12 protein-coding genes are annotated in these 13158 nt (G+C 57.2%); 10 read left to right on the top strand and 2 right to left on the bottom strand.

Annotated features, from left to right (window positions below):
* Positions 1 to 6: 6 nt before the first annotated feature.
* The 6 genes from ACYVI2_RS00225 to ACYVI2_RS00200 are packed head-to-tail and all read left to right on the top strand — an operon-like array spanning position 7 to position 5918.
* Entirely contained in the window at positions 7 to 2115 is a 2109-nt protein-coding gene (locus ACYVI2_RS00225) for an acetate--CoA ligase family protein (protein WP_415819378.1), read from the top strand.
* 11 nt (positions 2116 to 2126) lie between these two features.
* Complete coding sequence (locus tag ACYVI2_RS00220; RefSeq protein ID WP_415819379.1) at positions 2127 to 3125, top strand: 2Fe-2S iron-sulfur cluster-binding protein; 999 nt, start codon at positions 2127 to 2129, stop codon at positions 3123 to 3125.
* Positions 3126 to 3134: 9 nt separating this feature from the next.
* Positions 3135 to 3851 (top strand): enoyl-CoA hydratase/isomerase family protein, encoded by a 717-nt coding sequence (locus ACYVI2_RS00215; protein WP_415819380.1) that lies wholly within the window; start codon positions 3135 to 3137, stop codon positions 3849 to 3851.
* 17 nt (positions 3852 to 3868) lie between these two features.
* Positions 3869 to 4663, top strand: coding sequence for an enoyl-CoA hydratase/isomerase family protein (locus ACYVI2_RS00210; protein WP_415819382.1), 795 nt, complete (start codon positions 3869 to 3871; stop codon positions 4661 to 4663).
* Between the two features lie 57 nt (positions 4664 to 4720).
* Positions 4721 to 4960, top strand: a complete 240-nt coding sequence (locus ACYVI2_RS00205; protein ID WP_415819383.1) for a hypothetical protein — start codon at positions 4721 to 4723, stop codon at positions 4958 to 4960.
* A 46-nt stretch (positions 4961 to 5006) separates the two neighbouring features.
* Positions 5007 to 5918: a LysR family transcriptional regulator gene (locus ACYVI2_RS00200; RefSeq protein WP_415819384.1), complete on the top strand. Its 912-nt coding sequence runs from the start codon at positions 5007 to 5009 to the stop codon at positions 5916 to 5918.
* 6 nt (positions 5919 to 5924) lie between these two features.
* On the opposite strand, the gene ACYVI2_RS00195 is transcribed toward ACYVI2_RS00200, so the two are convergent.
* Both ACYVI2_RS00195 and ACYVI2_RS00190 read right to left on the bottom strand, forming a co-directional pair.
* Positions 5925 to 6710 (bottom strand): SDR family NAD(P)-dependent oxidoreductase, encoded by a 786-nt coding sequence (locus ACYVI2_RS00195; protein ID WP_415819385.1) that lies wholly within the window; start codon positions 6708 to 6710, stop codon positions 5925 to 5927.
* 37 nt (positions 6711 to 6747) lie between these two features.
* Positions 6748 to 8166 carry an FAD-dependent oxidoreductase gene (locus ACYVI2_RS00190; RefSeq protein ID WP_415819386.1) on the bottom strand — a complete coding sequence of 473 codons (1419 nt, stop codon included), beginning with the start codon at positions 8164 to 8166 and terminating at the stop codon, positions 6748 to 6750.
* 428 nt (positions 8167 to 8594) lie between these two features.
* Here ACYVI2_RS00190 and ACYVI2_RS00185 point away from each other — a divergent pair, with 428 nt between their 5' ends.
* The 4 genes from ACYVI2_RS00185 (at position 8595) to ACYVI2_RS00170 (ending at position 13156) form a co-directional block, all read left to right on the top strand.
* Complete coding sequence (locus tag ACYVI2_RS00185; RefSeq protein ID WP_415819387.1) at positions 8595 to 8966, top strand: hypothetical protein; 372 nt, start codon at positions 8595 to 8597, stop codon at positions 8964 to 8966.
* Positions 8963 to 9958, top strand: a complete 996-nt coding sequence (locus ACYVI2_RS00180) for a Bug family tripartite tricarboxylate transporter substrate binding protein (protein WP_415819389.1) — start codon at positions 8963 to 8965, stop codon at positions 9956 to 9958. The genes ACYVI2_RS00185 and ACYVI2_RS00180 overlap by 4 nt, the downstream gene beginning before the upstream one ends.
* A 12-nt stretch (positions 9959 to 9970) precedes the next feature.
* On the top strand, positions 9971 to 11590 hold the full coding sequence (locus ACYVI2_RS00175) for a GMC family oxidoreductase (protein WP_415819390.1): 1620 nt from the start codon (positions 9971 to 9973) through the stop codon (positions 11588 to 11590).
* Positions 11591 to 11668: 78 nt separating this feature from the next.
* Positions 11669 to 13156: an aldehyde dehydrogenase family protein gene (locus ACYVI2_RS00170; protein WP_460490244.1), complete on the top strand. Its 1488-nt coding sequence runs from the start codon at positions 11669 to 11671 to the stop codon at positions 13154 to 13156.
* Positions 13157 to 13158 lie beyond the last annotated feature (2 nt).

Below are 13158 nucleotides of genomic sequence, written 5' to 3'. Positions count from 1 at the left end.
ACAATCATGAGCAATTTCAAATATTTGTTGGAACCACGATCCATCGCCATCGTCGGCGTTTCGGAAGAGACCGGCAGGCCGGGCACGCAGGCGCTGCGGGCATTGCGCGCCAATGGCTTCGCAGGAAAGATCTACCCGGTCAATCCCAAGTATGAGCACTTTGACGACCTGACGTGCTATCCCTCCGTGGAGGCCATTGGCGCGGATGTCGATCTGGTGATCATCGGTGTACCGGCCAAGGCCGTTCTGCCCGTGATGGAAGGATGTGCGACCAAGAAAGTGAAGTATGCGCTGATCCTGAGCGGCGGTTTCCGGGAAAGCGGAGAAGAAGGCATCGAGCGCGAGCGGCGGTTATTGGAGATCGCACGCGGCGCTGGAATCCGCCTGGTGGGCCCGAACTGTCTGGGCTTTGCCAACATCCACGCAGGCGTCTACGCTGCGTTTGGCAGTATTACGCGCGAACCCAAGCTAGCGCGCGGTGGCGTGTCGCTGGTGACGCAAAGCGGGGGATTCGGCTACAGCATCGCGCTGGCATGCGCAGAGGAGGGCATAGGCTTTCGTCATGTGATCGCGACGGGGAACGAGAGCGACATCGATACGGTGGACTTCATCGAATCGCTCGTCGACGATGACCAGACGCAGTGCATCGTTGCCTATATAGAAGGTACCCGGGATGGCCGCCGTCTCTTGGCCGCGGGCCGCAGGGCGCTGGCGGCGGGCAAGCCTGTCTTGCTCTGGAAGGGCGGCGTGACCGAAGAAGGCGCACGCGCCGCCGAGTCGCACACGGCGAGTATGACCGGTACCTATGACTTCTACCGGGCCTTGTATAAGCAGAGCGGCATTGTCGAGATCACCGAGCTGCACGAAATCGTCGACTACCTGAAACTGTTGCAGTCGGGCAAGCGGTTGCAGGAACCGGGAATCGCTGTAATGGGCGTTTCCGGTGGCTCGGCCATTGTTTTCGCGGACGCCGGTGCGCGCCAGGGCCTGAAACTATGCGACCTGTCCGCACAGACGCAGGAACGTCTGGCTCCGGTGGTGCCTAGCATTGGCGCGATTCACAACCCGATCGACCTCACGGCGGGATACTTCGCCGAGGGTAACCAGGACAAGCTGGAAATCGCGCTGCGCGCAGTCATCGAGGACCGTGCTGTCGGCGGCATATGCGTCAACATCGCCACCACCGGCGCATCGGGCAGTTTGGTCGCTGCCAAGGTGCTGACACGCGTTGCCCGGGATTACGACAAACCTGTGGTGGTCTTTTCATCGACGCCAAAGTCCATCAACGGCGAGGCGCGCCAGGTGTTCGCAGATGGCGGAGTGCCCGTATTTCCGTCTCCATCGCGCGCTGCCAACGCATTGGGGGTCCTGCTGCGTCTGGATCGGATCAAGCGCAGTCAGACCGCCGTTGCAGGCGAGCGCGGGACGCCGGCAGCCATCAAGGTGGGTGACGTGTTCTCCGAAATGGAGTCCAAGGCCATTCTGTCTGAGGCGGGTGTTCCGGTGACGCGTGACGTGCTGCTGCCGGCAGGACAGATGCCCGACTTGAAAGGTTTCAAGTTTCCGGCGGTGGCCAAGATCGTCTCGCGCGACATCCCCCACAAGTCAGAAGTGGGTGGCGTGAAGCTGAACTTGCGCACCGAAGGCGAAGTACGCACCGCGATCGACGAAGTGTTGTCCAATGCGGCTCGCCTGGCCCCGGGTGCGAAGATCGACGGCGTGCTGGTGTCGGAAATGGTGGGCGGCGGTTTTGAACTCATTGCCGGTAGCGTGAACGACGAGGTATTTGGCCCAGTCGTCATGGTGGGGGCGGGCGGCATCTACGCAGAGATTCTCAAGGATGTGTCGTACCGGCTCGCGCCCTTTGACGAGTCGACGGCCATGGAAATGTTGGACGAGCTTCGTTGCCGCCCGATTTTTGACGGTGCGCGCGGTGGGGCAATCCTGGATGTGAGCGCGGCGGCGCGTGCCCTGGTGGCATTGTCTGAATTTGTCTGGGCCAATCGAGAGACAGTCCAGGAGGTCGATGTCAACCCGCTGTTCTTGGCCAAGGACGGGGTGGTCGCGGCCGATGCCCTCGTCGTGTCACGCAAGCCTGATGGCCATGGCGCCTGAAGGGAGGTTCTATGCAGCATGAAATTCACTGCCGTCCGCTGGGCTTGACCTATACCTGCGGCGAGGACGAAACCCTGCTGGCGGCCGCGTTGCGGCAAGGCCATATTGTGCCGCACAGTTGCAGCAGTGGCCGCTGCGGCACCTGCAAAGTCCGGATTCTGGAAGGCGACGTGGAGCGCGCCACGCCGAAGGATTGCGCGCTGACGCCGGCCGAGGAGGCCGAAGGACTGGCGCTGCTGTGCCAGTCCCGCGCGCACTCGCCGGTCACACTGGAATTGAACATGATCGACGAGACCGCGGATATTCCGGTACGCCGCATCATGAGCCGCGTGCATGAGCTGGAGCGTGTCGCGAGCGATGTCATGCGCATCACTCTGAAGCTAGCCGAGGGAGACGCGGTGAAGTTCGCGGCTGGGCAGCATGTGAATGTCGTGCTGGGCGCATCCGTCCGCCGCTGTGTGTCGATTGCCAATTCCCCTGGGCAAGATGGTTTTGTCGAGCTGCATTTAAAAAACTATGGCGGCGTCCTGAGTACACATGTGTTCGAGAAACTGAAAGCCGGCGACCTCATTCGCATGGAGGGTCCGCTGGGTATCTTTGCGATCCGGCGCAGCACCGAGAGGCCGATCGTCTTTGTGGCCAGCGGCACGGGCTTTGCACCGATCAAGGCCATGGTCGAGCAACTGATTCACGAAGGGTCGCGTCGCCCAGTGGCGTTCTACTGGGCCGGACGCCGTCCGGCGGATCTGTACATGGACGAGTTGGCGCGCAGTTGGGAGGCGCGCGCTGGCCTGCGCTATGTGCCTGTGCTCGCGCAGCCTCTGCCTGAGGATCAATGGCAGGGAAAAACCGGCTTTGTGCAAGATGTCATCGCACAAGATTTTCCGGATTTGAGTGGCCATGAGCTTTACATCTGCGGCGCGCCGATTCTGATCGACTCCGCTCGAAAGGTCCTGCAGGAACGCTGCGGCCTGCGCGATTTCTACACCGATGAATTCAAAAAATCCTGAGACACAACCATGAGCGAAGAAGTAACGATTGAACAGTCCGAAGGCATCGCCTGGATCACCCTGGATCGTCCTGCCAAAGCCAATGCCATGACGGTCGACATGTCCCGGTGTGTGACCGAGGCGATTGTGCGTGCCAATGACGATGAGAGGGTCAAGGCCATCGTACTCACCGCTGCGGGCGAGAAGATCTTTAGCGCAGGCGTTGACGTTCGGGAGACGGCTCCCGACGGCGATGAGGCAGCGCAGCGCGCGCGCCGCTCGGCAAGTACGGCAGCCTTGCAGGATGCCGTGATGGACAGCGGAAAACCTGTGGTAGTCGCATTGAACGGCGCTGCCATCGGTGGTGGCGCCATGCTCGCCATGCTGGCCGATTCGTGCGTGGCGGTGCAAGAGGCGACCTTGTCTCTGCCCGAAATCGATATCGGTATCGCCAGCTTTTCAGGCGCCAACATCGTGCAGACGCTGGGAGGCCGCGCTGTGACGGCGGACCTGATTTTGACCGGGCGCCGCATGCCGGCTGCCGAGGCCGCAGCGCGGGGACTGATCCAAGGCGTCGTTCCGCGCGCAGAGTTGCGGCAGGCGGCAGCCAGCGCCGCTGCGCGTCTGGGCGACAAACCAGCAGACGCGTTCAAAGATATCAAGCGCTGGATCAACGGTCCGCTCAAGGCGGCGATGGCCGAGGCGCGCGAAGAGCATGCCCGCCACCGTTCCCCCAAAAAACACTGACTTATCAGGAGGTAATCATGGCCGATCTAGAGATCCAACGTGAAGGTCGCGTCGTCCTGGCGCGTTTGAACCGTCCGGAAAAGAAAAATGCGCAAAGCGAAGCAATGCTCGAGTTGCTATGCCAGGCATTGCGCGATGCCAATGCGGATCCCGGAGTGAGTTGCTTTGTGCTGACAGGTGCGGGCGATGCGTTTTGCTCGGGCGGTGACCTGGGCCGGCGCGCCAACGACCCGAACGGCGGGTCGCCTACGCCTCTGGAACGCATGGACCGCCTGCATGGCGTGACGCACAATGTCGCCCGCGCCGTTGAAGAGTTTGAAAAACCATTGATCGCTGCCGTGAACGGGGCTGCTGTCGGGGCAGGGATGGACATGGCCCTGATGTGCGATATCCGCTTTGCGGGGCGTTCGGCGCGGCTGTCGGAGGGCTATGTTCGTGTTGGATTGTTGCCAGGCAACGGCGGGTGCTATTTCCTGCCGCGCATCGTAGGCATTGCGCGTGCCCTGGAGCTTTTATGGACCGGTGATTTTGTCTCGGCCGAAGAGGCATTGGAACTGGGCTTGGTAAGCCGTGTGTATGACGATGACGCTTTGTTGAATGAGACCATGACGTTCGCCGCGCGAATCGCCGAGGGGCCGCCTGTGCAGCAGCGCGAAATCAAGAAACTGCTGTATCAATCTCTGCATACCGATCTGCGCACCAGCTTGCGCGCGGTATCGGCTCATATGGCGGTGATTCAGTCTACTCAGGATTACAAAGAGGCCATTGCGGCCTTTAAAGAGAAGCGCAAACCTGTTTATCAAGGTAAATGACCAGCGGCCCGCATCGTTGATCAATCGGCAGATACGGAACATACCAAAGGAAAGAATATGGATAACCAAGATCCTGTACGCGTCTATAGCATGTTGCTCTTTCTGGTCAAGCATGGAGACCGGTTAGCGTGGATCGTGTCTGTGGGGGCTCTGGCACTGGGTATTGTCTATTGGGCAATTGAGCAAGCCGTATGGGCGCTGCCTATCAGCGTAATAGGGGCCATATTTCTATACGTATTACTGAAGAGCTACGTTGAAATGGTCAGGCTGATTGTCGACATGATGTTGCCTAAATAAACGGATTGAGCATCGCTGGACGTCAAAAGATTGTGGAGCGTGATTCATGGAACATGTTCGGGGCATTACAACGTTCATCCGCATCGTCGAAACGGGAAACTTTAGCAACGCTGCCCGTGATCTCAGTATTACGCCGCAGGCGGCGAGTATCCATGTAAAACAGCTGGAAAATTGGGTCGGCGTAAGGCTCTTTAATCGGAATACACGCAAAGTCAGCCTCACAGAGGAGGGGACACAGTTCTATCAGACCTGTACCCTGGCTGTTAACGCGATTGACAACGAAGTGGAGCGGCTGCGTAATGCCTCTGAGGAGGCAGTGGGCAGAGTACGTGTTGCCGCGCCTTGCGGCATAGGGTCTCTCTTTGTTGCGCCTGCGATCGGGCGTTTCCTAAAGATGAACACTCGCGTAGAAGTAGAAATGCTGATACAGAACCGCATTCCAGACGTCGTGACGGAAAATATCGACGTCGGCATTCTGCCCCATCCCTTGCCGGATACAAGCTTGGTCGCCCGGCGGGTGATCTCTTCGCCATTCATGCTCTGCGCGTCGCCGATGTATATACGGCAGCATGGCATGCCACAGCAGGTAGAAGATCTGAGCAAACATCAGTGCATCGACCTGCGAAGCTGGATGACGCAGACGATCCGCCCGTGGCAGTTTCAGATGGGGGGAAAGATTGTCGATCTGGAAAGGAAGGCCAGTATCGTGACCAATGATGCCGCAGGCGCTATCGAGGCAGCATTGAGCGGTGCAGGGATCGTCATGTCGTCCACGTACCGTGCTGCACCGTATATCCGGTCCTCGCGCCTGATTCAGATCTTGCCTGGTCTGCTCGTCGGTTCGCTGGATTATTCCTTATATATGCAACGACGTACGCAGATTCCAAAGAAAACCAGGGCGCTAATGGAGTTTTTGCACCAAGAGCTCAGCTGCCACCCTGATTTTCAATTGCGATGATACGCATTACATCCGGTCGGTACGTCCGCCATCTACGGGGATCGTGTGGCCCGTGATAAAATTGGATTCATCGGATGCAAGGAACAAAACTGCGTTCGCCAGTTCTTCCAGTTTGCCCGGACGGTTCAGCACTGTCGTGCGTGTTCGCAAGGCGATATGTTCCTTGACTTCTTCCGGAGAGCGAGTCGTTGACGTGAGCGGCGTCAAAAAGAATCCCGGCGCGACACAATTGACGTTGACGCCGCTCGGGCCGAGTTCGCGTGCCAGGGTCTTGGTGAGCTGAATCACAGCGGCTTTGGCTGAGGCATACGGGGCGCTGGCTCCTGCTGACAGTTTCCCTATGTCAGGCGTGGTTCCGGTGCCGAGACTGGAAGAAATATTGACGATTTTTCCGTAACGGCGCCGGGCCATGTGAGGAGCCACTGCCTGTGCACCGTAGAAGACCCCCTTGAGGTCCAGGTCCAGCACGGCTTGCCAATCCGGATCGGAAATCGTGTCAAACGCACGGTAACGCGTGACGCCGGCATTATTGACGAGAATGTCGATCTGGCCGGTTTTTTCTGCGATGTCGTCGACAAATCGCTTGACATCTTCGTGCTTTGTGACGTCTATGCGATATCCGATGGCTTGTGCGCCGGTGGCCTGAATCTCGTTTACGGCGGCGCTGATCGACGTTTCATTGATGTCGGCAATCACGACAGCGGCGCCTTCTTGAGCGAGGCGTTTGGCAATCGCGAGTCCCAGGCCGGAGCCTGCTCCCGTGATGATGGCGGTCTTGTCCTTCAAACGCATTTGGGTCTCCCTGGTGTTGAGTGGTTTCCTTCAACTGCTATGCAACGGTCAGATGAGCAGCGATATCGTCGGCTGCACGTAATCCGATGACCATCGACCGAGTCAGTCCGCCGATGTACGCGACTTGACCTCCATCACCGCCCTCAAGGCCGCCCGTAGAGCAGCCGGCTGCATACAGCCCGGAAATGGGATTGTCTTGTTGGTCCAGGACCCGCCCGGCGCCATCGATAGCAATGCCACCCATCGTGTAGGTGATGCCGGCGCAGAGCTTCACTGCGTGAAAGGGCGCCTTGTTGATGAGATGTGGCTTGTGAGTCGTATTCGAGCGTGCCGGGACCAGTTCAGCTCCCTGGCCCTGCTCGATGGCGTGGTTGTATTGTGCGACAGTGCGTTGTAGCGACTCGACGGGGATTTCAAGCTGATTTGCCAAGCCAGCCAAATCTGGGGCAGAGTAGAGTGTTCCTCCGCCTGATAAAAGCGTCGGGTTCGCTGGTATGAGGTATTCCCGGCCCGCCGTATTCCAGATTTCCGAGTCGAATATGACGGTGTCCCCCAAGGGGTCTGCTTGGGTGGCAATGGCATTGGCCATCGTAACCCCACCCAAGCCCTCATCCATAAAGCGTTGGCCGGATGCATTCACCACTATGCCTGCAGCGCAGACAAAATCCATCATGGGAAAAGGCCAGAGGTCGTCATTATGCATGGCATCTTGCGCCAGGACGTGGCCATAGAACCGGTTCAATCCGGTCAGCTTGGCCCCGACGGCCCGCGCCATCGCCAAACCGTCGCCGTTGCCTGTCTTTGCGTTACGTTGTTTGAGCTTTTCGGGCGCAGGGCTGATAAATTCACGCAGCAGATCGATATTGGAATGAAAGCCTCCGTCGCAGATCACGACGCTTCGGGTGGGAATTTCTGCCGTCGTGCCTGCATACTCGACTCGCAGGCCAACGCACGTATCACCGCGCATCAGTAATCCCGTACCCCTGGCCCCTCGTTGAATACGGCCGCCCGCTTTTTCCAGCGCGCTAGCCAGCGTTCGTAGCAGTACGTCACCGCCTCGGCCTTCCCAATAGTTTCGACCTTTGGTGAGAATCGGGGGCGCTAATGTGTGCTTGCGATACGATTCGTGGCCGACTTTCATAAACCGCACGCCTTTACTCTGAAGCCAACGGGTGGCTTCACCGATATTGTCGGCGACAGCGTCGATCAGATCTTGGCGGGCGCTCCCTTGAGTACGGCTCACAATAGCTTGCCGAATGACTTGGGGATCGTCAGCGACGTCTTGATGGGCCACGTGAAAGGCTCCCCCTGCGATACGGGTATTGCAGGGATACTTTTCCTGGTCTCCCTGTTCCAGGACGAGGGGTTTCAATCCTTTGTCCGTCAGGCGCAGGGCCGTCACCAATCCAGCAATGCCGGCTCCTATTACGATTACATCTGCTTCGAGTTCAGTCATGGTTAAGTCACGTCTTCCAGATCAGAGCGATGATGGACGCATGGTACTCAGCACGAGGGGCCAGACTTACAAGAAAAATTTACAGACGAAGTAATGCAGATTAGATATGCGACTTGGCTGCCAAATTGAGCGAAATTTGTGTTGGGGGAGCGTAAGGGGGCTGATGGCACGCCTCGTAACGAGCCGCAGATATGCCTTTCGGTTTCATTAATCGGAACTTATTCCATTTTATTGACAGGCTGGAAATGTTGTCCCTATACTGCGGCAACGGTTACGGGTTGCCCTGATAGCCGTTGATGGCCCGCACTAGAGGAGACTACAGTGAACAGGATTGTTCAAATAGGCTGGTGGAGTGGGTTTGTGCTACGTCAATATCAAAAACAGAAAGACGAGTTTTCCGTACGGCCCTGGCCCCAAGGATCAGGGCTATGGTGACGCAAAGCACGATTGACCAGTACTTTGCGGCGCTTCAATCCCGAAACGGTGTACTGGCCGCATCATTGTTTGAAGAGCATGGCGCTATCGATGATTTTCGCGGTAGATGCCATGCCGGGCGGCAGTCTATTCGCGTTTTCATTGCACAAGTGCCGACGATGACGGTCGAGTTTCTGTCGGAGTTCATCGTTCGGCCGAACAGGGTCACTGTCTACGGAAATATTCATTATCCGGGTCAAGCCCCCGTTTTGGTTCGCTGGATATTCAGCGGTACCGACGGCCTGATCGAACATCTGTGTAACTCTCGCATCGAGCAGGTACCGGAAGCGTTCCATTTGCATGCGGCCAAGGAGGCGAGAACATGACGACCAGTTCAATCCGGCGCTCGATTCTGCTTGGCGCAGCATCCGCCGTGTTTTCGCGGCCAGCCTTTTCTCAGCAGTTTCCGTCGCGGCCGATTCGGTTGATCGTTGGTTTCGGCGCCGGGGGAGGCACGGACGCGATTGCCCGCGTCTATGCGCAGAAGCTGCAGGAAATTCTGGGGACGCCAGTCATTGTCGAAAACAAAGTGGGCGCTTCTCAGCTATTGGCTATTAGAACTGTGCTGAATTCGCCTCCTGATGGCTATACTTTTTTTCTCGGCACGGGAAGCTCCCTGGCTCAAGGGCCCGGCGTGCGCAAGGACCTTCCTTACGATCCGCTAAAAGATTTTTCGCTGGCAGGGATGGTCGCCACGGCACCTGGTGTGTTCTTTGTCAATCCCGAGGTTCCTGTCAAATCCATGGGTGAGTTAATCACCTACGCAAAAAATAATCCGGGAAAACTCAACTATGGGTCCGCCGGAGTCGGTGCGGCTAATCATCTGCAAATGGAGTATATGAAGCAAGTCACTGGTATTGACTTGGTCCATATTCCATTCAAATCCGATCAGGACGTCACATTGCAGGCAGCTAGCGGCACCGTGCATGTGGGTTTGACAATCGCACAGGCGGCGATCCCTATGGCGCTCGCCGGCAAGATCAGGCCTCTAGCCGTGACAGGCGCGCATCGGCTGCCGGCGCTTCCCGATGTGCCCAGCCTTTCGGAAACGGGAGTTGCCGAGCTAAAGGGAATAGATAACTACACGTTTTACGGACTCGTAGGCCCGAAGGGCATACCTGAGCCGGTGATAAAGAAACTGAATGACGCGCTCAACACTGCCTCGGCGGCTCCAGAGCTCGTCAGCAAAATGCGCGACAGCCTTTACTTTGAACCCGCAACCAGCACCTTGGCGAGCTTCAACGATTACTTGGTTACCGAAGTGACAAAGTGGAAAGAGCTGGGAAAAGTGGTTCAGATCGATATGCCTGGCGCATGAATAGGACAGAAGATGCAGGATGACACTTACGACTTTATCGTCGTTGGGTCTGGGTCCGCGGGTGGTGTCGTTGCCAACAGGCTCAGCGAGAGTGGAAAGTACCGGGTTCTTTGCCTTGAAGCAGGTGACAAGGGGGCTAGATATCTGTGGACCATGCCGCCGGCGGGCGTGGTCAAGCTAGTCGACAACCCGCGGGCCAACTGGTGTTATGAGTCGGAGCCCCATGAGAGTCACGGCAATCGCCGGATTTATGTGGCGCGTGGAAAGATCCTCGGGGGCAGCAGCGCGTTGAATGGCCTCATTTACAACCGCGGCCAACGCATTGATTACGATACCTGGGTCAAACTGGGTTGCGCCGGCTGGAGCTATGAAGAGGTTCTGCCGTATTTTAAGAAAATAGAATCCACGAAGATCGGCGATGATACCTATCGAGGCAGGAAAGGACCGGTCAAAGTCGTTGAAATGGCCAAGATGTCCCCTTTCTATGACCTGTATATCAACGCAGCAGAAGCCGTGGGCATTCCAAAGAACCCCGACTACAGCGGTGTGACACAGGAAGGCATCGCTTTAGCGCAGCAGACCAGCTATAGAGGTTTTCGCCACAGCACCGCCACACAGTATCTGTGGCCTGCACGGAAGCGAAGAAACTTGACGATCCTGCAAGGTGCAGAGGCGACTTCGTTGATCCTGCAAGGTAAGCGTTGTTTAGGCGTCCGTATTCAAAAAAACGGCATTACGAAAGAACTGAGAGCACGGCGCGAGGTCATTTTGTGCTGCGGCACGGCGAATACTCCAAAGCTGCTTGAACTATCAGGGATTGGCAATCCTCAAATCCTTGAAGAATATGGCATACCCGTTAAGCATCCCCTCATCGGTGTAGGAGAGAACCTGCGGGATCATTACGCAGCGATTCTGAAGTGGCAGTTCAATCGGCCAGGTCTGTCTCTGGCTAAACGGGGTCGTGGTATCGGACTGGCGATGGAGGTCCTGAAGTACGTGTTCTTTCGCAAGGGTTTTATCGCCCAAGGCAACGGATCGCTGCGTGTTTTCGCGCGCTCGCGCCCAGAGAGTGAGCTGCCGGACATCATGATGATTGTGAATCCCTACATCATTGAATTGAAGGAAGGGAAAGGCCGGAGAATGTCGCGTACTGAGGGGTTCTTTGTCTATACGCATGTCCAACGCACAGGCAGCACAGGTTCTGTGCATATTCGATCAGCCGATCCGTTGGCCTCTCCCGCGATCAACTATCGATTTCTTGAAACAGAGGAAGACCGTCAAACGGCAATTCTCGCGGTGCGCAAGGCGCGCGAAATTGTGGCGGCGCCACCGGTGCGAGACGTGATTGCCAGTGAGATGTCTCCTGGTCTGGAGGTGGAAACAGACGAGGAAATACTCGAGTTCATTCGTCAGAGCGGAAATATCACTCAGCATATGGTGGGCACGTGCAAGATGGGCGTGGATGCTGCAGCTGTGGTCGACGAACGCTTGAGAGTGCATGGCATGACGGGATTACGCATCGCAGATGCGTCAGTGATGCCGACCATTATCTCGGGAAACACCAGCGTGCCATGCATGATGATTGGCGAAAAATGTGCCGACATGGTGTTAGAGGATGTTGTGCACGCTTAGCTCGCTGTTTCTCCAGATCAAGCCAAAGCCCGTTCCGGGATTTTGTCTGCTATTTATTTCTGAGGGCTTTTTACGATCATGACCCATTCCCAGCAACCCGACATGGCGAGCCAAAAGAACTTTATCAACGGCAATTGGATCGAAGCCCAAAGCGGCAGAACCTATCAGCGCCTGAATCCATATGATCAATCGATTGTGGGTGTATACCAGGATTCCGATGCCGTCGATGCAGAACTCGCGATAGACGCGGCGCGTTTGGCGTTCGATACCGGGCCATGGCGGAAAACGCCCGCCGAACAAAGAGCGGCGGTGTTCAAGCGGGCGGCTCAACTGCTGCGAGAGCGCGTAGATGAGTTGGCAACGATCATGGCCAAGGAAGTCGGTCAGCCCAAGGATGAGCAACTCAAATTTGTGAGCGGTGCGGCAGCGACGCTGGAATACTACGCAGGCCTCATTGTCAGCAGGAGAGACGAGGCTGTTTATGGGCAGCATGCCGATGCTATTGGACTGGTAGCAAAAGAGCCCGTTGGCGTGGTGGGTACATTGACTGCTTGGAATACGCCGCTATCGGTGGCTCACAAGAGCTGCCCGGCAATGGCGGCCGGGTGTACCCTGGTCGTGAAGCCTGCCCATCAATCGCCTGGCGCAATTTTGAAGTTCGCAGAGATTCTGCAGGAGGCCGGCTTGCCTCCTGGAGTGTTCAACGTGCTCACCAGTGCGCTGGATAACGGGGCAGTTGTGGGTCAGGCAATCGCTGGCAGCGACAAAGTCGATATGGTCACTTTCACCGGCTCGTCGCGTACTGGCAGCGCCGTCATGCGTGCTGCCGCAGGCAACTTAAAGCGCGTAAAGCTGGAACTGGGCGGTAAGTCGCCTCAGGTGGTTTTCGCCGATGCGCCGTCGTTGTCAGTGGCCGCGGCGTCTTGCGCCAAAGGGTTTGTTCGTCTGGCGGGACAGTCGTGTCAGGCGGGGAGCCGACTGCTTATCGAGCGCAGCATTAAAGATGAATTCATCCCACTGCTGCTTGCCGAGATCGAAAAAGTGAAAATGGGAGATCCGCTGGCCGCTGATACAACCTGTGGTCCACTCGTCAGCGAAGATCAATTGGTCAGGGTGGAAGCGTTCGTGGCAGATGGAAAGAAAACATCCCGGCTTCTTGTCGGCGGCCATAGGCCTGTGGATGCGGATCTGTCACGCGGGTTCTTTTTTGAGCCTACGGTTTTCGATGATGTGCCGCTGGATTCCCGCCTCGCCCAGGAGGAGATATTCGGCCCCGTACTCAGCATTCTGACCTTTGACAGTGTTGAGGAGGCCATCGAACTGGCTAATCGCAGCCTGTTTGGTCTGGTGGCAGGATGCTGGACCCAGGATCTGGGCACCGCGATGGCATTTGCCCAGGAGGTCCGTGCGGGGATGGTCTGGGTAAATGGCTATCGCGACAATTCCATCCTCAAGCATATGCCGGTCGGCGGGTTTAAACAGAGTGGGATCGGCAGGGAAATGGGGCCGGAGGGGCTGGATGAGTTCCTGGAGACCAAGAGCATCATGATCCGGCATCGGCTCTGATC

The sequence above is a fragment of the Bordetella tumbae genome (assembly GCF_054780995.1).
The sequence above is the reverse complement of the archived record's forward strand: the minus strand, read 5'-3'. Positions and strand labels throughout refer to the sequence as shown.

Excerpts from the sequence above, each read along its gene's own strand:
- ACYVI2_RS00190 (WP_415819386.1), bottom strand. The coding sequence starts at position 8,166 with ATGACTGAACTCGAAGCAGATGTAATCGTAATAGGAGCCGGCATTGCT.
- ACYVI2_RS00205 (WP_415819383.1), top strand. The coding sequence starts at position 4,721 with ATGGATAACCAAGATCCTGTACGCGTCTATAGCATGTTGCTCTTTCTG.
- ACYVI2_RS00215 (WP_415819380.1), top strand. The coding sequence starts at position 3,135 with ATGAGCGAAGAAGTAACGATTGAACAGTCCGAAGGCATCGCCTGGATC.
- ACYVI2_RS00210 (WP_415819382.1), top strand. The coding sequence starts at position 3,869 with ATGGCCGATCTAGAGATCCAACGTGAAGGTCGCGTCGTCCTGGCGCGT.
- ACYVI2_RS00175 (WP_415819390.1), top strand. The coding sequence starts at position 9,971 with ATGCAGGATGACACTTACGACTTTATCGTCGTTGGGTCTGGGTCCGCG.
- ACYVI2_RS00180 (WP_415819389.1), top strand. The coding sequence starts at position 8,963 with ATGACGACCAGTTCAATCCGGCGCTCGATTCTGCTTGGCGCAGCATCC.
- ACYVI2_RS00220 (WP_415819379.1), top strand. The coding sequence starts at position 2,127 with ATGCAGCATGAAATTCACTGCCGTCCGCTGGGCTTGACCTATACCTGC.
- ACYVI2_RS00200 (WP_415819384.1), top strand. The coding sequence starts at position 5,007 with ATGGAACATGTTCGGGGCATTACAACGTTCATCCGCATCGTCGAAACG.
- ACYVI2_RS00195 (WP_415819385.1), bottom strand. The coding sequence starts at position 6,710 with ATGCGTTTGAAGGACAAGACCGCCATCATCACGGGAGCAGGCTCCGGC.
- ACYVI2_RS00170 (WP_460490244.1), top strand. The coding sequence starts at position 11,669 with ATGACCCATTCCCAGCAACCCGACATGGCGAGCCAAAAGAACTTTATC.
- ACYVI2_RS00185 (WP_415819387.1), top strand. The coding sequence starts at position 8,595 with ATGGTGACGCAAAGCACGATTGACCAGTACTTTGCGGCGCTTCAATCC.
- ACYVI2_RS00225 (WP_415819378.1), top strand. The coding sequence starts at position 7 with ATGAGCAATTTCAAATATTTGTTGGAACCACGATCCATCGCCATCGTC.